This window comes from Variovorax sp. OV700 (assembly GCF_900099805.1).
GTDB lineage: Bacteria > Pseudomonadota > Gammaproteobacteria > Burkholderiales > Burkholderiaceae_C > Variovorax.
In genome coordinates, this window is sequence record NZ_FNDR01000007.1 from 213,578 (window position 1) to 239,346 (window position 25,769).

Below are 25,769 nucleotides of genomic sequence, written 5' to 3' on the forward strand. Positions count from 1 at the left end.
GCCAGCTCGCTTGGGCTCAGGTCTTTCTGGATCGCGGCATCAGTTCGGCATAGCCGGTCGCTGGATCCTGCTCACGGACGAAGCGCCACTCGGGCAACCAGGCGATCAGTATCTCGGCCGTGGTGCGCACCGTGCAGCCCGGCGCGACATGGCCACCCCGGACCTGGCCCGCACCGTCCGACACGCTGATGTGCAGATGGGATCCGTCCGGCGAGAGCGTGCCGGACAGCGTGAGTATTTCAAGATCACCTTGGAGCACCGAAGCGGTTTCCGCTCCGGCGTACCGGATGCATGCGCCACGGAGGCTGCCGATGCCGGAGACCACGAAGGCGGCTTCGGCGCCACGTTGCCTCAGCGCCGCATCGAGCGCGGCGCGCAGGTCGTCGCCGGGGTTCAGGCGCAGCGAGTGTGCATGCATGTCGGGCGGTTTGTGCTGTCTGGCCTCAGCCCACCGACAGCGCCTTGTCCACCAACTGCTGCGCCTCTTCGAGGATGCGACCCAGGTGCTCCGCACCCTTGAAGCTTTCGCCGTAGATCTTGTAGATGTTCTCGGTGCCGGAGGGCCGCGCGGCGAACCAGCCGTTGCCGGTGACGACCTTCACACCGCCGATGGCTGCGCCGTTGCCCGGCGCATGGCTCAGCACGGCCTCGATCTTGTCGCCTGCCAACTCGGTCGAGCTGACCTGCTGCGGCGACAGATTGGACAGTTTCTTTTTCTGCTCGACGGTGGCTGCCGCATCGACGCGGTCGGACACCGGCTGGCCCAGCGCCTGCGTCAGCTCGGCGTAGCGCTCGCCCGGGTCGCGCCCGGTGCGAGCGGCAATCTCGGCCGAGAGCAACGCGGGCACGATGCCGTCCTTGTCCGTGGTCCATGCCGAGCCGTCGAAACGCAGGAAGGTCGCACCCGCGCTTTCCTCTCCGCCGAAGCCCAGCGAGCCGTCCACCAGCCCATCGACGAACCACTTGAAGCCGACCGGCACCTCGTGGAGCTTGCGGCCGAGCCGGGCCGTGACGCGGTCGATCATCTGGCTGCTCACCACCGTCTTGCCGACGGCCGCTTGCGCCGGCCACTGCGGGCGGTGCGTGTAGAGGTAATCGATCATCACCGCGAGGTAGCTGTTCGGCTGCATCAGGCCCGTGCTGCGCGAGACCACGCCATGGCGGTCGTGGTCGGTGTCGCAGGCAAAGGCGATGCCGAAGCGGTCTTTCAGCGCGATCAGCTTGTGCATCGCGTCGGGCGAGGACGGGTCCATGCGGATGCGGCCGTCCCAGTCGAGCGACATGAAGCGGAAGGTGGGGTCGACCTCCTGGCTGAGCACTTCAAGGCGTTTGAGCTTGTAGCGCTCGGCGATGGCGGGCCAGTAGTGCACGCCGGCACCGCCGAGCGGATCGACGCCCAGGTCGATCTCCACACCGCGAATCGCATCCATGTCGAGCACCTGCGCAAGGTCTTCGACGTAGGTGTTCAGGTAGTCGTGGCGATGAGTGGTCGAAGCGCGCAGCGCCTGCGCGAGCGGCATGCGCTTCACGCCTTCGAGCCCGTTTGCCAGCATCTTGTTGGCGGCTGACTCGACGGCGGAAGTGATGTCGGTGCCCGCCGGGCCGCCGTTGGGCGGGTTGTACTTGAAGCCGCCGCTTTCGGGCGGATTGTGCGAGGGCGTGATCACGATGCCGTCGGCCAGCCCTGTCGTGCGCCCTCGGTTGTAGACCAGGATGGCATGCGAGACGGCCGGCGTGGGCGTGTACTCGTCGTCCTTCGAGAGCATCAACTCGATGCCGTTGGCCGCGAGCACTTCCACCGCGCTGTTGAAGGCCGGCGTGGAGAGTGCATGCGTGTCGATGCCGAGGAACAGCGGGCCGTCGATGCTTTTCTGGCGCCGGTAGTCGGCAATGGCCTGGCTCATCGCCAGCACATGCCATTCGTTGAATCCGTTGTCGAAGGAGGAACCGCGATGCCCCGAGGTGCCGAATGCCACGCGCTGCGCGGCAACCGAGGGATCGGGCCGGCCCGTGTAATAGGCCGAGACAAGGCGCGGAACGTTGACCAGCAGGTCCAGCGGTGCGGGCTGGCCTGCGAGGGGATTGGTTTTCTGGCTCATGTCGGGTGTTGCCGTTCGAGTTGAATCAAGTCGACAACATCATGCCGCAGGATGCGCCTGCGAATGAAACAAGCGGAAAGCGGCCTAAGAGGCCAACGCTTCCATCAGGTCGGTCTCGATGGCCAGTTGCGTCTTCTGGCCCTGCAGTTCGGGCCCGCTGATCAGGAAGGTGTCTTCCACGCGTTCGCCCAGGGTCGTGATCTTGGCGAGCTGCAGGTTCAGGTGGTGCCGCGCGAGCACGCGCGCCACCGAATACAAAAGCCCCGCGCGGTCACTGGCCGAGATGTTGAGCAGCCAGCGCTGCGCCTTGTCGTCGGGCAGCAGGCTGATGCGCGGCTTGATCGGGAAGCTGCGCACGCGGCGCGACACCCGTCCCACGCTGGGTGCGGGAAGGGGGCCGGCTTCGGTCAGCGTTTGCGCAAGGCCCGACTCCACCATGCTGATGAGGTCGCGGTAGTGGTCGGGCTGGAAAGTGGTCACCACCTGGAAGGTGTCGAGCGCGTAGCCGTTGCTCGTGGTGTGTACTTTTGCGTCAAGAATGTTGAACGACGACTGGTCGAAATAGCCGCAGATGCGCGCGAACAGGTCGGGTTGGTCGGGCGTGTAGACCACCACCTGCAGGCCTTCGCCCACCGGGGAAAGATGCGCGCGCACGACCGGCGGCGCCTTGGGGTCGACAGGCACGTTGGGCGGCGGCACGAAGCGCGATAGCTGCTTGGCATGCCAGGCGATCTCGGTGGCGTCGTGGCGCATGAAATAGCCCACGTCGAGCGTGTCCCACAGCGCCTTGTGGGCCTCGAAGCGCTGGGCGTGCAGCGCCAGCTGCACCAGCGCTTCGCGCTTGCGCAATTCCACCTCGGCGTCGGGGTCGGGCATGCGGCCGCCCAGTGCGCGCAGGGTGTAGCGGTACAGGTCTTCGAGCAGCTTGCCTTTCCAGGCATTCCATACGCGCGGCGACGTGCCCCGGATGTCGGCCACCGTCAGCAGGTAGAGCGCCGTGAGGTAGCGCTCGTTGCCCACGCGCTTGGCGAAGGCGCCGATCACCTCGGGGTCGCTCAGGTCCTGCTTCTGGGCCACCTGGCTCATCACCAGGTGCTCGGCCACGAGGAATTCGATGAGTTTGGAATCTTCGCGCGCAATGCCGTGCTGCTTGCAGAAGCGCTGCACGTCGCGCGCACCCAGCGTGGAATGGTCGCCGCCGCGGCCCTTGGCAATGTCGTGGAAGAGCGCGGCCACGTAAAGGATCCACGGCTTGTCCCAGCCGGCCGCGAGCTGCGAGCAGAACGGGTACTCGTGCGCGTGCTCGGCAATGAAGAAGCGCCGCACGTTGCGCAGCACCATCAAGATGTGCTGGTCCACCGTGTAGACGTGAAACAAGTCGTGCTGCATCTGCCCGACGATGCTGCGGAACACCCGCAGGTAGCGCCCCAGCACCGAGGTCTGGTTCATGAGCCTGAACGCATGCGTGATGCCGTAGGGCTGCAGCAGGATCCGCATGAAGGTCTGGTGGTTGACCGGATCGTTGCGGAACTTGCTGTCCATCACGTGGCGCGCGTTGTAGAGCGCGCGCAGCGTGCGAGCCGACAGGCCCTGTACGCCGATGGTCTTCTGGTAGAGAAGAAAGGTCTCGAGAATGGCGTGCGGCTCGCGCTCGTAGAGATCGTCGCTCGCAATCTCGATCAGGCCGGCGCGCTCGAAGAAGCGCTCATTGATCGGCGTGTGCTGCTCGTCCACGGGCTGCAGCCGCTCCGCGATGTTGAGCAGCAGGATCTGGTTGAGCTGCGAAACCGCCTTGGCCGCCCAGTAGTAGCGCCGCATCAACGCTTCGCTCGACTTGCGCTGCGACTCGCCTTCGTAACCGAAGCTCGCGGCCACGGCCGTCTGCAGGTCGAACACCAGGCGGTCTTCGCGCCGCTTGGCAATCACGTGCAGGCGCGCCCGGATCAGCGAGAGCAGGGCTTCATTGCGCTTGATCTGCTGCGCCTCGAAGGAGGTTGCCAGGCCATTCTTGGCCAGGTCATCCCAGCGGTTGCCGAAGCCTGCGGCCTTGGTCATCCAGAGAATGGTCTGCAGGTCGCGCAGGCCGCCCGGCGATTCCTTGCAGTTGGGCTCGAGCGCGTAGGGCGTGCTGTCGTACTTCTGGTGGCGGTGCCGCATTTCCTGCGACTTGGCCACGAAGAACGCCTGCGGATCGATGGCCCTCGCAAAGCGCCTGCGGAACGCCACGAACAGCTTCTTGTCGCCTGTGATCAAGCGCGATTCAAGCAGCGAGGTCTGAACCGTGACATCTTTCTCGGCTTCGGCCAGGCACTCGTCGACCGTGCGCACGCTGGAGCCGATCTCGAGCCCGGCGTCCCAGCAGTGGCCGATGAAGGCCTCGATGCGCGCCGGATCGATTTCGCTGGCGTGGCCTTCGGGCGGCAGCAGCAATAGCACGTCGACGTCGGAATACGGAAACAGTTCGCCGCGGCCGAAGCCACCCACGGCGACCAGCGTGAGCGAGTCGCCGAAATCGGCTTCGTGCCAGAGCACGCACAGCGTCTGATCGGCCAGGGCCGACAGCTGGCGCAGCACGGTGTGCACACTGCGCGTGGGCGCACGTGCAAAGCGCAGAGTGTCGAACAGCGCCAGCTTCTTCGCGCGATAGGCTTCGCGCAGCGTGGCAACGTCGATCTTGGCTGGTTCGATCACGGCTTTGTCCGGGGCCGTGCGCCGCTCGCGCGGCTCACGTTTTCGTGGAAGTGACGAACGAGGGCAGGGGCGGGCTGCCTTCGGACAGCGTGAGCACGTCGTAGCCCGTTTCGGTGACCAGCACCGTGTGTTCCCATTGCGCCGACAGCGAATGGTCGCGTGTGACGATGGTCCAGCCGTCGTATTGGCCGCCCCTGAAGTCTTCCTTCACCTCGCGCTTGCCGGCATTGATCATCGGCTCGATGGTGAAGATCATGCCGGGCTTGAGTTCTTCGAGCGTGCCCGGGCGGCCGTAGTGCAGCACCTGCGGCTCTTCATGGAAGCGCTGGCCCACGCCGTGGCCGCAAAACTCGCGCACCACCGAATAGCCCTGGCCTTCGGCGAACTTCTGGATGGCGTGGCCCACGTCGCCCAAATGCGCGCCCGGGCGCACCTGCATGATGCCGTGCCACATGGCTTCGAAGGTGATGTGGCACAGGCGCTTGGCGGCAATGGAGGCGTCGCCGATGATGTACATGCGGCTGTTGTCGCCGAACCAGCCGTCCTTGATGACGGTCACGTCGACGTTCATGATGTCGCCCTTCTTCAAGGGCTTGTCATTCGGAATGCCGTGGCACACCACGTGGTTGACCGAGGTGCAGAGCGACTTGGGAAAGGGCACGCTGCTGGCGCCCATGTAGCCCACGGTGGCCGAGGTCGTGCCCTGCTTGACCATGTATTCGGCCGCCAGCCGGTCGACGTCGTTCGTGGTGATGCCGGGCTTGATGAAAGGCGTGAGGTAGTCCAGCACCTCGGAAGCCAGGCGGCAGGCGACGCGCATGGCCTCGATGCCTGCTGCGTCTTTGTAGGTAATGCTCATCCCGGAATTATCCCATTGGAAGAATGAGCCTGCCCCCAACGCGGGGCACTTCCTGTCGCCGCTGCCCCCAAGGGGGCAGCCAACTTGGGACGGCCCGGCGTTGGCCTAAAATGCCGGGTTAACGCGGATGACCCCAGTCAGCGGTCGTCCGCCTCGATTCCTTGATTCCCAACGCGGCCCCCAAGGCCCCCCATCGACCGTGACGCAGCCCGCACCTCAAGCCCTTCCTGTCGTAACCATGTTCGAGGGCGGCAGCGCACTCAGCGATTTCCGCGCGCGGCAGCTGCTGCCCAGGCTGCAGGCCATCGAGCCCCGCATCGAAGGCATCGGCGCCCGTTTCGTGCACCTGGTGATCACCGACGCGGCGCTCGGCGCGGCCGAACACGACCGCTTCGCTGCGCTCCTGACCTATGGCGAGCCATTCGAAGCCCCGGCCAAGTTGGGCACCTCCGTGATCGTCACCCCTCGCCTGGGCACCGTGTCGCCCTGGGCTTCCAAGGCCACCGACATCGCCCACAACTGCGGGCTGGCGCTGCGCCGGGTTGAGCGGGTCACGCAGTACCACCTGAAGCTCAAGGCCCCGCTGATCGGCAAGGCGCCCGTGCTCGAGGGCGACGTGCTCGCCGCAGTGGCCGGTCCGTTGCATGACCGCATGACCGAATCGGTGCTGGCCACGGTGGAGCAGGCCGCGAGCCTGTTCAGCGAGCTGCCGGCCCAGCCGATGGCGCAGGTCGACGTGCAGGGCGGCGGCCGCGAGGCCTTGGTGGCAGCCAACACCGGCTTCGGCCTCGCGTTGGCCGAGGACGAGATCGACTACCTCGTCGAGGCGTTCACCCGCCTGGGGCGCAACCCCAGCGACGTCGAACTGATGATGTTCGCGCAGGCCAACAGCGAGCACTGCCGCCACAAGATCTTCAACGCCGCCTTCACGATCGACGGCGTGGCCCAGCCGCAGAGCCTGTTCTCGATGATCCGCCACACCGAGAAGCGGAACCCGCAGCACACGGTCATTGCCTATGCGGACAACGCCTCGGTGATGGAAGGCTCGACGATCGAGCGCTTTGTCGCCCGGTCGGATTCGCAGGGCTATCAAAAAGATAGCGCTCTGAGCCATGTGCTCATGAAGGTGGAGACGCACAACCACCCGACCGCCATCTCCCCGTTTCCGGGCGCCTCGACCGGTGCGGGCGGCGAGATCCGCGACGAAGGCGCCACCGGCCGCGGCTCCAAGCCCAAGGCCGGCCTGACCGGCTTCACCGTGTCCAGGCTCTGGCCGGAAGAGGGCCACTACGGCAAGCCCGAACACATCGCGAGCCCGCTGCAGATCATGACCGAGGGCCCCCTGGGCGGCGCCGCGTTCAACAACGAATTCGGCCGGCCCAACCTGCTGGGCTACTTCCGCGAATACGAGCAGACGGTCTCCAGCGACATCGACACCGTGCAGCGCGGCTATCACAAGCCCATCATGATCGCGGGCGGCCTCGGCAGCATCGACGCCACCCAGACGAAGAAGATCCAGTTCCCGGCCGGCTCGCTGCTGATCCAGCTTGGCGGCCCCGGCATGCGCATCGGCATGGGCGGCAGCGCCGCCAGCTCGATGGCCACCGGCGCCAACGCGGCCGAGCTCGACTTCGACTCGGTGCAGCGCGGCAACCCCGAAATCGAGCGCCGCGCGCAAGAGGTCATCAACCATTGCTGGCAGCAGGGCGCGGCCAACCCGATCCTGGCGATCCATGACGTGGGCGCGGGCGGCCTGAGCAATGCCTTCCCCGAGCTGACCAACGACGCCGGCCGCGGTGCGCGCTTCGACCTTCGTGCGGTTCCGCTCGAAGAGTCGGGCATGGCACCCAAGGAAATCTGGTGCAATGAAAGCCAGGAGCGCTACGTGCTGGCCATCGCGCCGGAATCGCTCGATCAGTTCAAGGCCTTCTGCGAGCGCGAGCGCTGCCCGTTCTCGGTGGTGGGCGTGGCGACCGAGGAGCGCCAGCTGCTGGTGGCCGATGAAGGCGCCGCGGTCCAGCCGGTCGACATGCCGATGGACGTGCTGCTCGGCAAGCCACCCAAGATGCATCGCGACGTCAAGACCGTCGCCCGAACCTTCAAGCCGCTCGACCTGACCGGCGTCGACCTGCAGAAGGCCGCCATTGACGTGCTCTCGCACCCGACCGTGGCCTCCAAGCGCTTCCTGATCACCATCGGCGATCGCACCGTGGGCGGCCTGAGCCACCGGGACCAGATGGTCGGCCCGTGGCAGGTGCCCGTGGCCGATTGCGCCGTCACGCTGGCCGACTACAAGGGCTTTGCGGGCGAGGCGATGAGCATGGGCGAACGCACGCCGCTGGCTGCGCTCGACGCGCCCGCTTCGGGCCGCATGGCCGTGGCCGAGGCCATCACCAACCTCCTGGCCGCGCCTATCGAGCTTTCGCGCGTCAAGCTCTCGGCCAACTGGATGGCCGCGTGCGGCGAATCGGGCGAAGACGCCGCGCTGTACGAAACTGTCAAGGCCGTGGGCCTGGAGCTGTGCCCGTCGCTGGGCGTGTCGATTCCGGTCGGCAAGGATTCGCTGTCGATGCGCACGCAGTGGAAGGACGGCGGGGAAGCGAAGAAGGTCACTTCGCCCGTGAGCCTGATCGTGACCGCATTCGCGACGCTCGCCGACGTGCGCGGCACGCTGACTCCGCAGCTCGATGCCGAAGAGGCCGACACGACCCTCGTGCTCATCGACCTGGGTCGGGGCCAGCACCGCATGGCCGGCAGCATCCTGGCGCAGACGCTGAACCAGAGTGGCGACAAGGTGCCCGACCTCGACGACCCGGCACAGCTCGTGGCGCTGGTCAATGCGGTGAACGCGCTGCGCGCCGAGGGCAAGATCCTCGCCATGCACGACCGCAGCGACGGCGGCCTGTTCGCCACCGCCTGTGAAATGGCTTTTGCGGGCCATGTGGGCGTGGCCCTCAACGTCGACATGCTGGTCACCGAAGGCGACGGCATCTCCGACAGCCGCATGGAAACCGGCGACGCCAAGAACTGGGCGCAGCAGGTCAGCGCGCGGCGCGAAGAGCTCACGCTCAAGGCGCTCTTCAACGAAGAACTCGGCATGGTGCTGCAGGTGCGCACCGCCGAGCGCAACGACGTGATGCAGGTGCTGCGCGCCCACGGCCTCAGCGCCCACAGCCATTTCGTCGGCAAGACGCGGCCCGTCAGCTCGACCATGGACGCCGGCAAGGGCAAGCTTGAAGTCTGGCGCGACGCCAAGTCGGTGTTCAGCGCCACGCTGCACGACCTTCACCAGGTGTGGGATTCGGTCAGCTGGAAGATCGCCCGCGAGCGCGACAACCCCGCATGCGCCGACGCCGAACACGCCGCCGCCGGTGTGCCTGCGGACCCGGGCATGCACGTTTTCCTCCCTCTCCCTCCGGGAGAGGGCAGGGGTGAGGGCAGCGGCATCAACGCCCCCGCAATCCTTCAGCATCGCCCCAAAGTCGCCATCCTGCGCGAACAAGGCGTCAACTCGCACGTCGAGATGGCCTACGCCTTCACCGAAGCCGGCTTCGAGGCCTACGACGTGCACATGACCGACTTGCAAACGGGCAGGGCGGACCTCGCCAACTTCAAGGGCGTGGTCGCCTGCGGCGGCTTCAGCTACGGCGACACGCTGGGCGCCGGCATCGGCTGGGCGCGCAGCATCACCTTCAACCCGAAGCTCGCCGAACAGTTCAAGGCCTTCTTCGGTCGCGAAGACACCTTCGGCCTGGGCGTGTGCAACGGCTGCCAGATGTTCGCCGAACTGGCCGACATCATTCCGGGCGCCGAAGCCTGGCCGCGCTTCACCACCAACCAGAGCGAGCGCTTCGAGGCACGCCTGTCGATGGTCGAGGTGCTCGAATCGCCCAGCATCTTCTTCGCGGGCATGGCCGGCAGCCGGCTGCCCATCGCGGTGGCGCATGGCGAGGGTTATGCCAACTTCAAGCACCGCGGCGATGCGGCCAAGGCCATTGCGGCCATGCGCTTCGTGGACCACCACGGCAACCCGACCGAGCAGTACCCGTTCAACCCGAACGGCAGCGCAGGCGGCCTGACGTCGGTCACCACGCCGGACGGCCGCTTCACCGCCGTCATGCCGCACCCGGAGCGCGTGTTCCGCAACATCCAGATGAGCTGGACGCCGGGCGACCGCAGCGAGTCGAGCCCTTGGATGCAGATCTGGCGCAACGCCAGAAAATGGGTGGGTTGATGACCTCGCGGCCGCTGCGGCGGCACGCATGAAAAAACGGCCCGAGTGGGCCGTTTTTTTTGGGGAGGTCGAAGAGGCCTGAGCCTTATTCGACCTTTGCCTTGGCGCGCAGTTCTTCCTGGTACTTCTGCAGGCGCTGCTGCTGCAGCTGCTGCGTGATCTGCGGCTTCACTTCTTCCAGCTTGGGAAGCTGGGCCTGGCGGATGTCGTCGACGCGGATGATGTGATAGCCGAACTGCGTCTTGATCGGGGCAGGGGTGGTTTCACCCTTCTTGAGCTTGATCATCGCTTCCGAGAACTCGGGCACGAAGCTCGCGGGGTTGGCCCAGTCGAGGTCGCCGCCGTTAGCGCCCGATCCCGGGTCCTTGCTCTGCTTCTTGGCGATGTCCTCGAACTTGGCGCCCTTCTTCAGGTCGGCCATGATCTTCTTGGCCTGGTCTTCGGTTTCGACCAGGATGTGGCGCGCCTTGTATTCCTTGCCGCCGTTGGCTGCCACGAACTTGTCGTACTCGGCCTTCACGTCGGCGTCCGAGACCGGGCTGGTCTTGCGGTAGTTCTCGAACAGCGCGCGAATCAGGATGGCCTGACGGGCAAGCTCGAGCTGGTTCTTGTAGTCGTCGGTGGCGTCGAGGCCCTGTTTCTGCGCTTCCTGCATGAACACTTCGCGCGCGACGACTTCCTCGCGCAGCTGGCCCTGCATTTCCGGCGTGACCGGCCGGCCGGCTGCCGCCAGCTGCTGGGCCAGCACGTCCATGCGCGCCTTGGGCACGGGCTTGCCGTTGACGATGGCTGCGTTCTGCGCCATGGCCGCCACAGGAATCGCACCGAGCAGCGCTGCGGCCGCAACGGCCTGCAAGATTTGTTTTTTCATGGAATGAATATCAGGCTGGGGGAAATGCGCGTATGGGAAAGAGCGCGTGGAAGAAAGCGGATGAGACGACGGATCGAAGAAGAAGGGAGGGCGGGCCGCCGCAGCCATGTGGGCGGATGGCGGCATGCAACTGATCGAACGACTCAGAGCACCTCGATGGCGATGGCGTGCAGACCCTGCGCGATAAAAACTTGGAGGGCATCATACACAAGGCGATGGCGCGCCACGCGAGGCTTCCCTTCGAACAGTGGGGAAGCAACGCGAACCCGGAAATGCGTACCGCGGCCTTCCGCGTTGGCGCCGGCATGGCCTGCATGGGCGCTGCTCTCGTCGATCACCTCCAGCACCGTGGGCTGGAGCGCTTCGCGCAGCGCCGCTTCGAGGTCGCGCGCCGTCGGCAAGGGGTGGTTCACTGCTGCGTTCATGCGGCAGGCTTGTCGTCGCCCTTGAGGTGCGGCGAGATGTAAAGCCCCTGTGCCACAAGGAAGACGACCGGAAACGCATAGCCCCAGAGCTTGAAGTTGACCCAGGCCTCGGTGGTGAAGTACGCCGCCACGTAGCCGTTGATGATCGCCATGAAGAGGCAGTAGCCGATCCACGCCACGTTGAGGCGGCCCCACACGCGGTCTGGCAGCTGCAGCTGCGAGCCCAGCAGCATCTTGAGGAAGTTCTTCTTCAGCGCCCAGAGCGCAACTGCCAGGGCGATGGCCATGGCGCCGTAGAGCACCGTGGGCTTCCACTTGATGAAGCGGTCGTCGTGCAGCACCAGCGTGAGCGTGCCGAACAAGAGGATCAGCACCAGCGTGGCCTTCTGCATGGCCTGCAGCTTGCGCTCGATGGCGTACGTGATGCCCATCTGCACCACGGTGGCGGCCATGAGCACGCCGGTGGCGGTGTAGATGTCGGCCAGCTTGTAGGCGCCGAAGAACAGCAGGATCGGAAAGAAGTCGAGGATCAGTTTCATGCGCTGGAGAGGGCAGGTTGGTTATTTCTTCTGGAAGTCCAGCGAGGCGGAATTCATGCAGTAGCGAAGGCCTGTTTCGGTGGGGCCGTCGGGGAACACGTGGCCCAGGTGGGCGCCGCAGTTCGCACAGACGTTTTCCGTGCGCACCATGCCGTGCGAGCGGTCGACGATGTTCTTGATGGCACCGGGCACGGCCTCTTCCGAGAAGCTGGGCCAGCCGCAACCCGCGTCGAACTTGGTCGAGGCCTCGAACAACTTGGCGCCGCAGCAGATGCAATGGTACGTGCCGTCCTCCCAGTGCGCCTCGTACTTGCCGGTGAAGGGGCGCTCGGTGGCGGCATGGCGCGTCACCTCGAAGGCCGCGGGCTCCGCGCCTTTTTCAGCGAGCAGGGCTTTCCATTCGGCGTCGGTTTTCTGTACGGGAGTGGTCATGATGAGCAGCTGATTGCGATCGTGGAGGCCCAGTCGGGCGGGAACCCGGCATAGGCATCGGCACCGGGATGTTCTTCAGATGGGGTTTGGAGCAGTGTCAGCAAGGTTGCCACACCCGAGAAGTCCTTTTGGCCTGCCGCTTCGATGGCTTGCTGCCCCAGGTGGTTCCTCAACACGTACTTCGGATTGGATTTGAGCATCAAATCAGCGGCTTCCGGTTGCGACGCTTGCGCGTGGCGCTCTGAAAATAATAGCAGCCAGGCATCGAAACCGGCGCGATCCAGGAACAGGTCGCGCACCGGCTCGGCGTTGCCGCCGGCCATGTGCTGCGAGAGTCGGCGCCAGAAGATCGTGTAGTCGACCTTTTCCGCGGCCAGCAGCTTCAGCACGCCCTCGATGAGCGCGCGGTCGCTTTCGGCCGAATCGGTGAGCCCGAGCTTGGCCCGCATGCGGCTTTCGAACTCCCGCGGAAACACCGTCTTGTAAGACTCCAGCGCCGCCACCGCGATTTCCTGGTCGCCGATCAGCGGCAGCAGTGCCTGCGCCAGGCAGAACAGGTTCCAGTAGGCCACGTTGGGCTGCTGGTTGAAGGCGTAGCGGCCGCTGGTGTCGCTGTGGTTGCAGATGTGGCGCGGATCGAACCCGTCCAGGAACTGGAACGGCCCGTAGTCGATGGTGAGCCCGAGGATGCTCATGTTGTCGGTGTTCATCACGCCGTGGCAAAAGCCCACAGCCTGCCATTGGGCGAGCAGGTCGGCGGTGCGCTCGCTCACAGCTTCCAGGAAGGCTGCATAGGCATTGCCGTTGAAGCGCTCGGTGGTGCGGCAGGCCGGGTAATAGCGGTCGATCACGTAATTGGCCAGGGCCCGCAGCTCGGCGTCCCGCTGGTTGGCCGCAAAGTGCTCGAAGTGGCCGAAGCGAATGAAGCTGGGGGCCACGCGGGTCACCACGGCCGCAGTTTCCGGTTCTTCGCGGTACACGGGGGCGTTCGAGCCGGTGACGCAGAGCGCGCGGGTGGTGGGTATGCCAAGGCCGTGCATGGCCTCGCTGCAGAGGAATTCGCGGATGCTCGAACGCAGCACGGCGCGGCCGTCGCCGCCGCGCGAGTAGGGGGTGCGGCCCGCGCCCTTGAGCTGCACTTCGAGGCCGCCCGCGGTCTCGCCCAGCATGATCGCGCGGCCGTCGCCGAGCTGGCCAGCCCAGACGCCGAACTGGTGACCGCTGTACACCGTCGCAAAGGGCCGGGTTCCCGCCACGGAGACGTTGCCGGTCAGCGCTGCCAGCGTGCTGTCCGATTGCCGCCAGTCGGCCGGCAAGCCGAGCTCGCGCGCCAGCGCTTCACTGTGGCCCACCCAGTAGTGATCGGGTAGCGGCGTCGGCCGCAATTCGGTGAGAAACGCGGGCCCCAGCGCCAGGAATCCGGGTTTCCATTGCAGTCCCAGGTCGGCGGCGACCGTGTCTTCGGCAAGCAAGCTCATGCCCGGATTGTCCGGCAGAGCGCGTAACCCCTTGCGGCGCGGGCCATCGCGCTCTTGCAAAGGGTCAATGAGGGTCAGTGGGCGAGTGCCGGCATGTCCCAGATCCGTGCCCGATATTGGGCGGGCGGCAGGCCGAACCAGCGTTTGCAGGCGCGGAAGAAATTGCTGCTGTCGACAAAGCCCAGCATGTCCGCCACCGCGGTGAGCGTGTGCCGGTCTTCCGCCAGGTACTGCCGCGCGAGCTCGCGGCGGGTGCGGTCGAGCAGCGACTGGAACGACACCGACTCTTCCTGCAGCCGACGCTGCAGCGTGCGCTCCGCCAGCCCGAGGCCGGCGGCCACGTCCTGCCGGCGCGGTTCGCCCTGCGGCAGCCGGCGCGCGATCTCGGCGCACACCAGGGTGCTGGTGGTGGTTTGGCCGAGCAGGTTCAGCTGGTCGTCCAGCAGGTGCTGCTGCATCTCACCCAGCACGGGATGATGGGTGGGCAGTGGCATGGCCAGGTCGGCGCTCGACAGCAGCATGCGGTTGGCTGCGGCGTTGAATCGCACGTCGCAGCCGAAAGCCTCGCGATGCAGCCTGTCGCTGGCCGGCGCAGGGTAGACGAACTCCATGGCCAGCGGCTGCAGCTCGCGCCGCGTGAGCCATTGGCATTGCACGAGCGTGGTCAGGAGGGCGTATTCGACGCGCTGGCGCGGAATCGGCAAGCTGCCGCCGCTGTGCTCCATCACCAGCCAGCAACCGCGCGGATCGGGGTGCAGCGAGAAAGCAGTCGCGTCCGAGATCACAGCCATGTAGCGCGCCAGCCGCGCGAGCGCCGAGCCGAGGTCGGGGCTGCAGGCCATGGCATGGCCGACCGTGCCCAGCTTGCTGTGCGTGGCGGCCAGGTCGCGGTGCAGGCCGAGCGACGGTCTGCCAGCGCGCGCCACGGCAAGTTGCCAGAGCAGGGTGACTTCGTCGACGGGGATGCGGGCGTTCTGGCGGCGCAGCGAATCGGGATCGAAGCCCGCGGCCTGCAGCAGCGACGGCACGTTCAGTCCTTCGGCCTCGAACATCGAGAGCACGCCCTCGAGCCAGACGGCCGAACTGGTCCGGCCCTCTGGTTGCTGCGCGCAGCCGGGCCGGCGTTGCAGTCGGCGCTGGGCATGTGGCATGGAGGCTCCTGAAGTCATTGAATTGGCTCGCTTGCGATAGCGGGAGAAACGCAGTCTGTTCCTAGAATTTTCTGGCGGGTTCGGCCGGCCGGAGTATGGCCACCGGGCAACGATGCAGGAATTCCGGTTAACCCGGTGTGGACGCTTCGTCGACATCACGGGTTCGTGTTACCTCCCGGTAGACCGCTCAGCGTCGAGTTCCGCGTGCGGGTTTCTGTCATTGTGCGAACGACCGAAGATTGAGTGAATCCGTTGACCGCAAAGTTTTAGCAGCCATTTCACAAAAGAACAGGAGCCTTTAGATGCTGGGTTTGATGCAAGACCAACCGCTTTTGATCTCGTCGCTGATCGAGTTCGCCGAGCGCCACCACGCCGACGCCGAGATCGTCTCGCGCCGTGTCGAGGGTGATATCCACCGAAGCACCTGGGGCAACATCGCATCGCGCTCCCGGCAGGTGGCCAATGCGCTGGACGGCGAGCAGCTGCTGTTCAGCGACCGCATCGCCACCCTGGCCTGGAACGGCTACCGTCACCTGGAGCTGTACTACGGCGTGAGCGGCACGGGCCGCGTGCTCCACACCATCAATCCGCGCCTGCATCCCGACCAGATCGCATGGATCGCCAACCATGCCGAAGACCAGATCCTGTGCTTCGACCTGAGCTTTCTCCCGCTGGTGCAGGCGGTGCATGCCAGGTGCAGCACCGTCAGGAAGTGGATCGCCTTGTGCGATGCCGACAAGCTGCCTGCCGACAGCGGCATTCCCAACCTCGTGAGCTACGAGGCCTGGATGAGCGGGCATTCGACCGACTACGACTGGCCCACCTTCGACGAGAACTCCGCTTCGAGCATGTGCTACACGAGCGGCACCACGGGCAACCCCAAGGCGGCGCTCTATAGCCACCGTTCGACGCTGCTGCACGCCTACGCTGCGGCGCTGCCCGACGTGATGTGCATCTCGGCGCGCGATTCAGTGCTGCCGGTGGTGCCGATGTTCCACGTCAACGCCTGGGGCATCCCGTACTCGGCCGCGTTGGTGGGCGCGAAGATCGTGTTCCCGGGCCCGGCGCTCGATGGCAAGTCGGTGTTCGAGCTCATCGAGTCCGAAGGCGTGACCTTCGCGGCCGGCGTGCCCACCGTGTGGCAAATGATGCTGGGCCACATGCAGGCCAACGACCTGAAGTTCTCCACGCTCAACCGCACCGTCATCGGCGGCTCGGCCTGCCCGCCGGCCATGATCCGCGCGTTCCAGGACATCTACAAGGTCGAGGTTCTGCACGCCTGGGGCATGACCGAGATGAGCCCGCTGGGCACGCTGTGCACGCTCAAGAACAAGCATCTCGCCATGCCGGCCGATGCCCAGCTTGCGATCCGCCTCAAGCAGGGCCGCGCGATCTTCGGTGTCGACATGAAGATCGTCGACGGCGACGGCAAGGAGCTGCCGTGGGACGGCAAGGCCTACGGCGACCTGCTGGTCAAGGGGCCGTGGGTCGTGAAGGAATACTTCAAGGGAGAAGGCGGCGATCCGCTCGTTCCCGACGAGCAGGGCCGCGGCTGGTTTCCCACCGGCGACGTCGCCACCATCGACCCCGACGGCTACCTTCAGATCACCGACCGCAGCAAGGACGTGATCAAGTCAGGCGGCGAATGGATCAGCTCGATCGAGATCGAAAACATCGCCGTCTCGCATCCCGCCGTGGCCATGGCAGCCTGCATCGGCGTGGCGCACCCCAAGTGGGACGAGCGGCCCATCGTCGTGGCGGTGAAGAAACCCAATGCCGAAGTCACGCGCGAAGAGCTGCTCAAGTTCTACGAAGGCAAGACAGCCAAGTGGCAGATCCCCGACGACGTGGTCTTCGTCGAGGCGATTCCGCTCGGCGCCACCGGAAAGATTCTCAAGACAAAGTTGCGCGAACTGTTGAAAGACTACAAGTTGCCTACCGCGTAGCCGCACTGTCGCGCACGCGATAGCAAGGCCGCTTTGGCGGCCCTGCTTGCGGGCATTCCCTGTGCGGCGAAAAAACCGGCGCTTGTACGCTGCGATCTCGGCCCCTTACCCTGGAGACTCTTCATGCCCCGTGCTATCAAGTCAGTAGCCTTCTGCGCAATGCTGCTCAGCGCCACAGCCTCTTTCGCCCAGAAGGGCGAGACCGTCAAGGTCGCCTGGCTCGATCCGCTGTCGGGGCTGATGGCGGCGGTGGGGACCAACCAGCTCAAGACCACGCAGTTCATGGTCGAGGAGTTCAACAAGAAGAACATCTCCGGCGTGAAGTTCGAACTCATCGCCATCGACAACAAGCTGAGCCCGCAGGAAACCACCAGCGCCTTGCGCTCGGCCATGGACCAGGGTGCACGCTACGTGATGCAGGGCAATGGCTCCGGCCCGGCGCTGGCCATCATCGATGCGCTCGAGAAGCACAACGCGCGCAACCCCGGCAAGGAGCTGGTCTACATCAACTATGCCGCGGTCGACCCCGATCTCACCAACAGCAAGTGCAGCTACTGGCACTTCCGCCTCGACGCCGACACCTCCATGAAGATGGAAGCGCTGACCACCTTCATGAAGGACCAGCCCGAGATCAAGAAGGTCTACATCCTCGGCCAGAACTACGCGCACGGCCAGCAGGTCTCCAAGTACGCCAAGCAGAACCTGAAGGACAAGCGCCCCGACATCGAGATCGTCGGCGACGACCTGCACCCTCTGGCGCAGGTGCGCGACTTCGCCCCGTACATCGCCAAGATCAAGGCTTCGGGTGCCGACTCGGTCATCACCGGCAACTGGGGTTCCGATCTGGCGCTGCTCATCAAGTCGGCCAACGACTCGGGCCTGAACGTCAAGTTCTACACCTACTACGCCTACGGCACCGGCGCGCCGACGGCCATGGGCGCGGCTGCCGACGGCCGCGTGTACGTGGTGGGCTATGGCCACTACAACATGGGCGGCGACATCCAGCGGATCATGGGCGAGTTCAAGAAGAAGATGAGCGACGACATGATTCAGACGTCGATCTATCACGCCTTCGCGATGCTCGACACCGCCTTCGACAGGGCCCGCTCCACCGATCCCGTGAAGGTGGCGGCCACCATGGAAGGCATGAAGTTCAAGAGCTTCAACGGCGAGATCGAGATGCGCAAGGCTGACCACCAACTGCAGCAGGGCCTGTGGATCACCAAGTGGCAGAAGGCGGGCGGCAAGTTCCCCTATGACGCCGAGAACACGGGCTACACGATGGCCCCGGTGAAGTATTACGAATCGTATGTGGCCAGCACGCCCACCACCTGCCAGATGAAGCGCCCGTAGGGCATCTTGCAAACGCATTTCCTACCCATGGGTAGCACCGTTCAACCACCGGTAGCAGCTCGTAGAAATGCACTGTCGCCTGCGCGATAGAAACGGCCCTTGCAGCCGCCCTCTTACGGGCATTCCCTGAGGGGAGGGGCTGCAAACGCTTGTACTCTCGTGCGGCCTTTTGAACGGTTTGACCAGGAGACATAGATCGTGAAGTTCGCTCTGAAAATCGCTACAGCAGCCATCCTTTCCGCAGCCGCCACCGGCGCGCTGGCGCAAAAGGGTGAAACCGTGAAGATTGCCTGGCTCGACCCGCTGTCCGGCCTGATGGCCGCGGTCGGGACCAACCAGCTCAAGACCTTCCAGTTCCTGGCCGAAGAATTCAACAAGAAGAATGCGGCCGGCGTGAAGTTCGAAGTCATCGCCATCGACAACAAGCTGAGCCCGCAGGAGACCACCAGCGCGCTGCGTTCGGCGATGGACCAGGGTGCACGCTACGTGGTGCAGGGCAACGGCTCCGGCCCTGCGCTGGCCATCATCGATGCGCTCGAGAAGCACAACGCTCGAAACCCGGGCAAGGAAGTGCTCTACATCAACTACGCAGCGGTTGATCCCGACCTCACCAACAGCAAGTGCAGCTACTGGCACTTCCGCCTCGACGCCGACACCTCCATGAAGATGGAAGCGCTGACCGCCTTCATGAAGGAACAGGCAGACATCAAGAAGGTCTACCTGATCAACCAGAATTACTCGCACGGCCAGCAGGTCTCGAAGTTCGCCAAGCAGAACTTGAAGGACAAGCGCCCCGACGTCGAGATCGTCGGCGACGACCTGCATCCTCTCGCACAGGTGCGGGACTTCTCGCCCTACATTGCCAAGATCAAGGCCTCGGGCGCCGATTCGGTGATTACCGGCAACTGGGGTTCCGACCTGGCGCTGCTCATCAAGTCGGCCAACGACTCGGGCCTGAACGTCAAGTTCTACACCTACTACGCGGTCACGACCGGCACGCCCACCGCCATGGGCGCGGCCTCGGACGGCAAGGTCTACCAGGTGGGCTACAGCCACTACAACGCGCCGGGCCCGGTCCAGCCGCTGATGGGCGAGTTCAAAAAGAAGTTCAACGACGACATGTACACCACCGACATCTACACGGTGTACGCCATGCTCAGCGAAGCCTTCGTGCGCACCAAGTCGACCGAGCCCGTCAAGGTGGCAGCCGCCATGGAGGGCATGAAGTTCAAGAGCTTCAACGGCGACGTGGAAATGCGCAAGGCCGACCACCAGCTGCAGCAGGGCCTGTGGATCACGCGCTGGCAGAAGACGGATGCCAAGAACCCCTACAGCCCGGAGAACACCGGCTACACGCTGGCACCGGTCAAGTTCTACGAGGCCTACGTCGCGAGCACGCCAACGTCGTGCCAGATGAAGCGACCCAACAATTCTTGATCGCCTGATCGCGCGCTGACCGGTCGAGGCCCGACTTCACCACTCGGGCCTTTTTCTTTTCCAACCGACACGAAAGACCGATGAACGTCGAATTCTTCGTCATCTCACTGCTCAACGGCGTCAGCTACGGGCTGTTGCTGTTCATGCTGAGCTCTGGCCTTACGCTGATCTTCAGCATGATGGGCGTGCTCAATTTCGCGCACGCCAGCTTCTACATGCTCGGTGCGTACATTGCGTACACGCTGTCGGGCATCATCGGCTTCTGGCCGGCGCTCTTCATCGCGCCGCTCTTGGTGGGCCTGCTGGGCGCCGCCTTCGAGCGCTACAGCCTGCGCCGGGTCCACAAGTTCGGCCACGTGCCCGAGCTCCTGGTGACCTTCGGCCTCTCGTACTTGATTCTCGAGCTGGTTCAGCTTGCCTGGGGGCGCTCGACGGTGCCCTACGGCCTGCCGCCGCAGTTGCAGGGGCCGCTGTTCTCGCTTTACGGCACGCAGTTTCCCAAGTCGCGCTCGTTCATCATGCTGGTGGCGGTGCTGATGCTCATCTCGGTGTGGCTGCTGCTCACGCGCACGCGCATCGGCCTGGTCATCCAGGCGGCGCTCAAGCACCCCGACATGGTTGAGGCGCTGGGCCACAACGTGCCGCGCGTCTTCATGCTGGTGTTCGGCGGCGGTGCCGCGCTCGCGGGTCTCGCGGGCGTGGTGGGCGGCAATACCTACGTCACCGAACCGGCCATGGCGGCCTCGGTCGGATCCATCATCTTCGTGGTTGTCGTAGTAGGTGGTATGGGCTCGCTGGCCGGCGCGTTCCTCGCGTCGCTGCTGATCGGCATCATCCAGACCTTCGCGGTGGCCATGGACCAGTCGTTTGCCGGTGGCCTGCAGATGCTGGGCGTTGCCGTGACAGACCAGACATTCGGCTACGAGCTGCTCAAGCTCACGATCTCGCAGGTCGCGCCGATCCTGCCGTACCTGTTTCTTGTGCTGATCCTCATCTTCAGGCCCAAGGGCTTGCTGGGCACGCGGGAGGACTGAATGACGCAAGCACAGTCCCCCACCATTGCCGCCGACCCTCGCACCAACCCTCTTGCGACAGCAGAGGGCACAAGAAAGGGTGGAACCGAAATGACATCGACAACCACAGCCCCGACCACGCAGTACTACCGGTTCAAGCCCTGGAACATCGGGCGCTTCCTGATCTGGTCGCTGTTCGCAATCGCGCTGATCATCTCGCCGCTGGTGTTCAAGAGCAGCCTCGCGCTCACCATGCTTTCGCAGATGGGCTATCTCATCATCATCTGCCTGAGCTACAACATCCTGCTGGGGCAGGGCGGCATGCTGAGTTTCGGCCATGCGGTGTACGTCGGGCTAGGCTCGTTCCTTGCCATCCATGCGATGAACATGGGCGGCAAGGGCGGGTTTCAGATTCCGCTTGTGGCCATTCCTCTGGTGGGCGGCCTGGCCGGCATGTTCTTTGCCATCCTGCTGGGCTTCGTCACCACCAAGAAGTCGGGCACCACCTTCGCGATGATCACCATGGGCATCGGCGAGCTGGTGGCTTCCATGGCGCTGATGTTCCCGAGCTTCTTCGGCGGCGAGGGCGGCATCACCACCGACCGCGTCTACGGCCCGACCTTCTTCGGCTTCAACTTCGGTTCGCAGATCCAGGTGTACTACCTGATCGCCGCGTATTGCTTCGTCTGCACCGCGCTCATGTATGCCTTCACCGGCACGCCGCTCGGCCGCATGCTGAACGCGGTGCGCGACAACCCGGAGCGCGTGGAGTTCATCGGCTACAACACGCAGCGCGTGCGCTACTTCGCATTCATCATCGCGGGCTTCTTCGCCGGCATCGGTGGCGGGCTGGCGTCGATCAACTTCGAGATCGTGAACGCGGCCGACAGCCTGAGCGCCATCCGCTCGGGCGGCTACCTGCTGTTCACCTTCCTGGGCGGCGCGGTGTTCTTCTTCGGTCCGATCATCGGCGCGGTGCTGCTGGTGTTCGCGTCGATCCTGCTGTCGGAGCTTTCCAAGGCTTGGCAGCTCTACTTCGGCCTGGTGTTCGTGTTCATGGTGATGTTCGCGCCCGGCGGCATCGCCAGCCTGGTGATGATGAACCTGCGGGTCGCCAAGTTCGGCAAGTTCGACCGCTTCTGGCTGCTGTACGTCGCGCTCGCGGTGGCACTGGTGCCGGTCGTCGTCGGCGCCGCGGCCCTCATCGAGATGATCTATCACATACAGCTCAATGCGGCGATGGGCCCGAACCTGAACTTCTTCGGCGTGACGCTCGATACGTCGGGCATGGCAAGCTGGCTGATCGCCGCAGCCATCCTGGCGGTTGGCCTCGGGGCACTCGAGGTGGCGCGCCGCCGCTTCGTGCGTGTCTGGGGCCGGGCACAGGAAGAAATCGAAGTAGAAATCAAACGTCGGGAGGCGGCGTAATGAGCGCGCAACACGCACTGGAACTGAAGGCGCTGCGCAAGAATTTCGGCAAGACCGAAATCATCCGCGGCGTGGACCTGGCGGTAAATGCCGGGGAACGCGTGGCCATCATCGGCCCGAACGGAGCGGGCAAGTCGACGCTGTTCAACCTCATCAGCGGACGGCTGGCCCCCACCAGCGGCGAAGTGCTGCTGAACGGCGAGCGCATCGACGGCAAGAAGCCCTTCGAGATCAACCGGCTGGGCCTGTCGCGCAGCTTCCAGATCACCAACATCTTTCCGAAGCTCAGCGTGTTCGAGAACCTGCGCTGCGGGGTGCTGTGGAGCCTGGGCTACCGCTACACCTTCCTGCGCTTTCTCTCGAACCTGGACGACGCCAATGCGCGCACCGAAGAGCTCATCAAGCAGATCGGACTGGAACGCAAGCGCGACGTGCACGCGGTGAATCTCACCTATGCCGAGCAGCGTGCACTCGAAATTGGCGTGACGATCGCCGGCGGCGCTGGCGTCATCCTCCTGGACGAGCCCACGGCCGGCATGAGCAAGACCGAGACCTCGCACTTCATCTCGCTCATCAAGCACGTCACGGTCGGCAAGACGCTGCTCACGGTCGAGCACGACATGGGCGTGGTCTTCGGCCTGGCCGACAAGATCGCGGTGGTGGTGTATGGCGAGGTGATTGCCTTCGACACACCGGCGGCTGTTCGCGCCAATGCGCGGGTGCAGGAGGCTTACCTGGGCTCATCCGTCGCCGATGCACAAGGGGCGGGACACTGACATGCTGAAACTTCACGACATCCATGCCTACTACGGCAAGAGCCATGTGCTGCATGGCGTTTCCTTCAACGTCGGGGCGGGCGAGATCGTCGCGCTGCTGGGCCGCAACGGCTCCGGCCGCTCGACCACCGCCAAGGCCATCATGGGCCTGGTGCATGCCGAGGGCACGCTGCGCTGGAAAGACCAGGACATTCTGCGCAGGAAGGCGTACGAAATCGCCCACCTGGGCATCGGCTACGTGCCCGAGAACCGCGACATCTTTCCCAAGCTCACGGTGCACCAGAACCTGCTCCTGGGGCAGAAGGGCTCGGGCAAGGGCAGCCGCTGGTCGTTCGACGACATGTACGGCATGTTCCCGCGCCTGAAGGAGCGCCAGCACACCGAGGCCGGCGTGCTCTCGGGTGGCGAGCAGCAGATGCTCACGCTGTGCCGCACGCTCATGGGCGACCCCGACCTGATCATCATCGACGAGCCGACCGAAGGGCTCGCGCCGAAGATCGTCGAGCTGGTGGGGCAGTACCTGAAGACGCTCAAGAACAAGGGTATTTCGGTGCTGCTGATCGAGCAGAAGCTGACCATTGCAATGCAGATCTCCGACCGTGCGCTGGTGATGGGCCACGGCAGCATCGTGTTCGACGGCACACCAGACAGCCTGCGTGCCGATGCGACCACTCGCAAAGAGTGGCTCGAAGTCTAGGGCTTGCCCCCAGGCTTCGCGCACACGCTTTTTCCACCCCCGCTCGGGGGGCAACACCAGCGGCCCGGCAGAGCCGGTTCCGTGGTGTTCCTGGAACGGGCTGTAACCTTTAATGAGTCTTGTCTCGGCAGCGACTGCGTGCCATTGTGAGGCCACGCGAAACGCCTAGAATCCTCGAAAAAGAACACTCGTGCTTTTTCTTCTTTTTCTTCACACACCAAGGAACGCAGCATGACGGCTGAATACAAAGTGCTCGGCGATGTCGCCGTGATCACACTGACCAACCCGCCGGTCAACGGTCTCGGTTTTTCGACCCGCATCGGCATCACCGATGGGCTGTCGAAAGCCAATGCCGACGACGCCGTCAAGGCCATCGTCATCACGGGCGCAGGCAAGGCCTTCTCGGGCGGTGCGGACATCAAGGAATTCGGCACGCCCAAGGCGCTGCAGGAGCCCAACCTGCTGAGCGTGATCCTCGCGCTGGAAGCTTCGCCCAAGCCCATCGTTGCGGCCATTCACTCGGTGTGCATGGGCGGCGGCCTCGAGCTGGCCCTGGGCTGCCATTACCGCGTCGCGGCTCCCGGTACCAGCGTCGCGCTGCCTGAAGTCAAGCTCGGCCTCATTCCCGGCGCCGGCGGCACGCAGCGCCTGCCGCGCGTGCTGGGCGTGGAAACCGCGCTCAACATGATCGTGAGCGGCGAGTCCGTCAAGAGCGAACTGCTGGCCAGCCTGCCGGGGCAGAAGCTGTTCGACAAGCTCGCGGCCTCGCCCGAGTCGGTGTTCGAAGAAGCTATTGCATTCGCCAAGAGCGTGGCCGGCAAGACCGGCGACGCATTGCCGCTGGTGCGCAACCTGCCGTGCAAGCATCCGCAAGGCGACGCCTACTTCCAGTTCGCCAAGAACATGGTCGGCGGCATGTCGAAGAACTACCCTGCGCCGCTGCAGTGCGTGGAGGCCGTGCAAGCCGCCACCAAGATGAAGTTCGACGCCGGCATGGCCGAAGAGCGCCGGATCTTCACCTCGCTGATGTTCACGCCCGAATCTCTGGCGCTGCGCCACCTGTTCATGGCCGAGCGCGCGGCCTCCAAGATCCCCGACGTGGCCGACGACACGCCCAAGCGCGAAGTCAAGTCGGTCGGCGTGATCGGCGCCGGCACCATGGGCGGCGGCATCTCGATGAACTTCCTGAACGCGGGCATCCCCGTCAAGATTCTCGAGATGAAGCAGGAAGCCCTCGACCGCGGCATTGCCACCATCAAGAAGAACTACGAATCGCAGGTCAAGAAAGGCAAGCTCAAGCAGGACAAGTACGAGCAGCGCATGGCTCTCTTGAGCACCACGCTGAGCTACGACGACCTGAAGGATGCCGACCTGATCATCGAAGCCGTGTTCGAGGAACTCGGCGTGAAAGAGAAGGTGTTCAAGGAACTCGACCGCGTCGCCAAGAAGGGCGCCATCCTGGCTTCCAACACCTCGACGCTCGACGTCGACAAGATCGCCTCGTTCACCGACCGTCCGCAGGACGTGGTCGGCATGCACTTCTTCAGCCCCGCCAACGTGATGAAGCTGCTCGAAGTGGTGCGCGGCAAGGAAACGGCCAAGGACGTTCTCGCCACCGTTATGGACATTGGCAAGAAGATCAAGAAGACGGCCGTGGTCTCGGGCGTGTGCGACGGCTTCATCGGCAACCGCATGATCGAGCAGTACTCGCGCCAAGCAGGCTTCCTGCTGGACGAAGGCGCCACGCCGCAGCAGGTCGACAAGGCCGTCGAGAAGTTCGGCTTTGCCATGGGCCCGTTCCGCATGGGCGACCTGGCCGGCAACGACATCGGCTGGGCGATTCGCAAGCGCCGTGCCGTGGAGTATCCCGACATGAAGTACAGCCGCACGGCCGACAAGCTGTGCGAGCTGGGCCGCTTCGGCCAGAAGACCGGGGCAGGGTGGTACGACTACCAGGCCGGCAAGCGCGACGCAATTCCGTCGGAGCTCGTCAACAAGATGATCGAGGATCACCGCAAGGAACTGGGCATCACGCCGCGCAAGATTTCCGATGAAGAGATCGTTCAGCGCCTGGTTTACGCGCTGGTGAACGAAGGCGCGCACATCCTCGAAGATGGAATCGCGTCCAAGTCCGGCGACATCGACATGGTGTACCTCACCGGCTACGGCTTCCCGATCTGGCGCGGCGGCCCGATGCACTACGCATCGCAGGTCGGCCTGTACAACGTCGCCGAAACCATGAAGCGCTTTGCCAAGAACCCGCGCGACGACGCCGAGTTCTGGCAGCCCGCGCCGCTGATCCAGAAGCTGGCCGCCGAAGGCAAGCAGTTCAGCTGACAG

19 protein-coding genes are annotated in these 25,769 nt (G+C 64.7%); 9 read left to right on the forward strand and 10 right to left on the reverse strand.

The window, feature by feature from the left end; translation table 11 throughout:
* Positions 1-16: 16 nt before the first annotated feature.
* From BLR24_RS18185 to map, 4 genes are all read right to left on the reverse strand, one after another.
* The gene (locus BLR24_RS18185) at positions 17-418 is read right to left on the reverse strand and encodes a PPC domain-containing DNA-binding protein (RefSeq protein WP_093019381.1); all 402 of its coding nucleotides are present in this window, start codon (positions 416-418) and stop codon (positions 17-19) included.
* Between the two features lie 25 nt (positions 419-443).
* A complete protein-coding gene (pgm, locus tag BLR24_RS18190) occupies positions 444-2,099 on the reverse strand; it encodes a phosphoglucomutase (alpha-D-glucose-1,6-bisphosphate-dependent) (protein ID WP_093019383.1) in 1,656 nt (551 codons plus the stop codon).
* 84 nt (positions 2,100-2,183) lie between these two features.
* Complete coding sequence (locus BLR24_RS18195; RefSeq protein ID WP_093019385.1) at positions 2,184-4,790, reverse strand: [protein-PII] uridylyltransferase; 2,607 nt, start codon at positions 4,788-4,790, stop codon at positions 2,184-2,186.
* Positions 4,791-4,824: 34 nt separating this feature from the next.
* A complete protein-coding gene (gene map, locus BLR24_RS18200) occupies positions 4,825-5,649 on the reverse strand; it encodes a type I methionyl aminopeptidase (protein WP_093019387.1) in 825 nt (274 codons plus the stop codon).
* A 238-nt stretch (positions 5,650-5,887) separates the two neighbouring features.
* Here map and purL point away from each other — a divergent pair, with 238 nt between their 5' ends.
* Positions 5,888-9,883: a phosphoribosylformylglycinamidine synthase gene (gene purL, locus BLR24_RS18205; protein ID WP_093019389.1), complete on the forward strand. Its 3,996-nt coding sequence runs from the start codon at positions 5,888-5,890 to the stop codon at positions 9,881-9,883.
* Between the two features lie 85 nt (positions 9,884-9,968).
* Here the strand turns inward: purL and BLR24_RS18210 are convergent, their stop codons facing one another.
* The 6 genes from BLR24_RS18210 to BLR24_RS18235 all read right to left on the reverse strand — a co-directional run bounded on the left by BLR24_RS18210 (position 9,969) and on the right by BLR24_RS18235 (position 14,779).
* On the reverse strand, positions 9,969-10,754 hold the full coding sequence (locus tag BLR24_RS18210) for a peptidylprolyl isomerase (protein ID WP_093019391.1): 786 nt from the start codon (positions 10,752-10,754) through the stop codon (positions 9,969-9,971).
* A gap of 143 nt (positions 10,755-10,897) precedes the next feature.
* A complete protein-coding gene (locus BLR24_RS18215) occupies positions 10,898-11,179 on the reverse strand; it encodes a BolA family protein (protein ID WP_055806485.1) in 282 nt (93 codons plus the stop codon).
* A complete protein-coding gene (locus BLR24_RS18220) occupies positions 11,176-11,718 on the reverse strand; it encodes a septation protein A (protein ID WP_093019393.1) in 543 nt (180 codons plus the stop codon). Before BLR24_RS18220 ends, BLR24_RS18215 begins: the two co-directional genes overlap by 4 nt.
* Positions 11,719-11,739: 21 nt before the next feature.
* Positions 11,740-12,150: a peptide-methionine (R)-S-oxide reductase MsrB gene (gene msrB, locus BLR24_RS18225; RefSeq protein ID WP_093019395.1), complete on the reverse strand. Its 411-nt coding sequence runs from the start codon at positions 12,148-12,150 to the stop codon at positions 11,740-11,742.
* Positions 12,147-13,628, reverse strand: a complete 1,482-nt coding sequence (locus tag BLR24_RS18230; protein WP_093019397.1) for a protein adenylyltransferase SelO — start codon at positions 13,626-13,628, stop codon at positions 12,147-12,149. The genes msrB and BLR24_RS18230 overlap by 4 nt, the downstream gene beginning before the upstream one ends.
* Positions 13,629-13,702: 74 nt before the next feature.
* Positions 13,703-14,779, reverse strand: coding sequence for an AraC family transcriptional regulator (locus BLR24_RS18235; RefSeq protein WP_093019399.1), 1,077 nt, complete (start codon positions 14,777-14,779; stop codon positions 13,703-13,705).
* A 302-nt stretch (positions 14,780-15,081) separates the two neighbouring features.
* On the opposite strand from BLR24_RS18235, the gene BLR24_RS18240 reads away from it, so the two are divergent.
* From BLR24_RS18240 to BLR24_RS18275, 8 genes are all read left to right on the forward strand, one after another.
* Positions 15,082-16,725 (forward strand): 3-(methylthio)propionyl-CoA ligase, encoded by a 1,644-nt coding sequence (locus BLR24_RS18240; RefSeq protein ID WP_093019401.1) that lies wholly within the window; start codon positions 15,082-15,084, stop codon positions 16,723-16,725.
* Between the two features lie 123 nt (positions 16,726-16,848).
* Entirely contained in the window at positions 16,849-18,078 is a 1,230-nt protein-coding gene (locus BLR24_RS18245; protein ID WP_093019403.1) for a branched-chain amino acid ABC transporter substrate-binding protein, read from the forward strand.
* A 198-nt stretch (positions 18,079-18,276) separates the two neighbouring features.
* The gene (locus tag BLR24_RS18250; protein ID WP_093019405.1) at positions 18,277-19,515 is read left to right on the forward strand and encodes a branched-chain amino acid ABC transporter substrate-binding protein; all 1,239 of its coding nucleotides are present in this window, start codon (positions 18,277-18,279) and stop codon (positions 19,513-19,515) included.
* An 80-nt stretch (positions 19,516-19,595) separates the two neighbouring features.
* Positions 19,596-20,549 (forward strand): branched-chain amino acid ABC transporter permease, encoded by a 954-nt coding sequence (locus BLR24_RS18255; RefSeq protein ID WP_055806507.1) that lies wholly within the window; start codon positions 19,596-19,598, stop codon positions 20,547-20,549.
* Positions 20,550-20,639: 90 nt separating this feature from the next.
* A complete protein-coding gene (locus BLR24_RS18260) occupies positions 20,640-21,956 on the forward strand; it encodes a branched-chain amino acid ABC transporter permease (protein ID WP_093019407.1) in 1,317 nt (438 codons plus the stop codon).
* Positions 21,956-22,732, forward strand: coding sequence for an ABC transporter ATP-binding protein (locus BLR24_RS18265; RefSeq protein ID WP_093019409.1), 777 nt, complete (start codon positions 21,956-21,958; stop codon positions 22,730-22,732). The genes BLR24_RS18260 and BLR24_RS18265 overlap by 1 nt, the downstream gene beginning before the upstream one ends.
* A 1-nt stretch (position 22,733) precedes the next feature.
* Entirely contained in the window at positions 22,734-23,429 is a 696-nt protein-coding gene (locus BLR24_RS18270) for an ABC transporter ATP-binding protein (protein WP_055806516.1), read from the forward strand.
* 231 nt (positions 23,430-23,660) lie between these two features.
* The gene (locus BLR24_RS18275; protein WP_055806519.1) at positions 23,661-25,766 is read left to right on the forward strand and encodes a 3-hydroxyacyl-CoA dehydrogenase NAD-binding domain-containing protein; all 2,106 of its coding nucleotides are present in this window, start codon (positions 23,661-23,663) and stop codon (positions 25,764-25,766) included.
* Positions 25,767-25,769: the final 3 nt, after the last annotated feature.

Coding starts and splice junctions, on each gene's coding strand:
- BLR24_RS18185 (WP_093019381.1), bottom strand. CDS start 418: ATGCATGCACACTCGCTGCGCCTGAACCCCGGCGACGACCTGCGCGCC.
- pgm (WP_093019383.1), bottom strand. CDS start 2,099: ATGAGCCAGAAAACCAATCCCCTCGCAGGCCAGCCCGCACCGCTGGAC.
- map (WP_093019387.1), bottom strand. CDS start 5,649: ATGAGCATTACCTACAAAGACGCAGCAGGCATCGAGGCCATGCGCGTC.
- purL (WP_093019389.1), top strand. CDS start 5,888: ATGTTCGAGGGCGGCAGCGCACTCAGCGATTTCCGCGCGCGGCAGCTG.
- BLR24_RS18210 (WP_093019391.1), bottom strand. CDS start 10,754: ATGAAAAAACAAATCTTGCAGGCCGTTGCGGCCGCAGCGCTGCTCGGT.
- BLR24_RS18215 (WP_055806485.1), bottom strand. CDS start 11,179: ATGAACGCAGCAGTGAACCACCCCTTGCCGACGGCGCGCGACCTCGAA.
- BLR24_RS18220 (WP_093019393.1), bottom strand. CDS start 11,718: ATGAAACTGATCCTCGACTTCTTTCCGATCCTGCTGTTCTTCGGCGCC.
- msrB (WP_093019395.1), bottom strand. CDS start 12,150: ATGACCACTCCCGTACAGAAAACCGACGCCGAATGGAAAGCCCTGCTC.
- BLR24_RS18230 (WP_093019397.1), bottom strand. CDS start 13,628: ATGAGCTTGCTTGCCGAAGACACGGTCGCCGCCGACCTGGGACTGCAA.
- BLR24_RS18235 (WP_093019399.1), bottom strand. CDS start 14,779: ATGCCACATGCCCAGCGCCGACTGCAACGCCGGCCCGGCTGCGCGCAG.
- BLR24_RS18240 (WP_093019401.1), top strand. CDS start 15,082: ATGCTGGGTTTGATGCAAGACCAACCGCTTTTGATCTCGTCGCTGATC.
- BLR24_RS18245 (WP_093019403.1), top strand. CDS start 16,849: ATGCCCCGTGCTATCAAGTCAGTAGCCTTCTGCGCAATGCTGCTCAGC.
- BLR24_RS18255 (WP_055806507.1), top strand. CDS start 19,596: ATGAACGTCGAATTCTTCGTCATCTCACTGCTCAACGGCGTCAGCTAC.
- BLR24_RS18260 (WP_093019407.1), top strand. CDS start 20,640: ATGACATCGACAACCACAGCCCCGACCACGCAGTACTACCGGTTCAAG.
- BLR24_RS18265 (WP_093019409.1), top strand. CDS start 21,956: ATGAGCGCGCAACACGCACTGGAACTGAAGGCGCTGCGCAAGAATTTC.
- BLR24_RS18270 (WP_055806516.1), top strand. CDS start 22,734: ATGCTGAAACTTCACGACATCCATGCCTACTACGGCAAGAGCCATGTG.
- BLR24_RS18275 (WP_055806519.1), top strand. CDS start 23,661: ATGACGGCTGAATACAAAGTGCTCGGCGATGTCGCCGTGATCACACTG.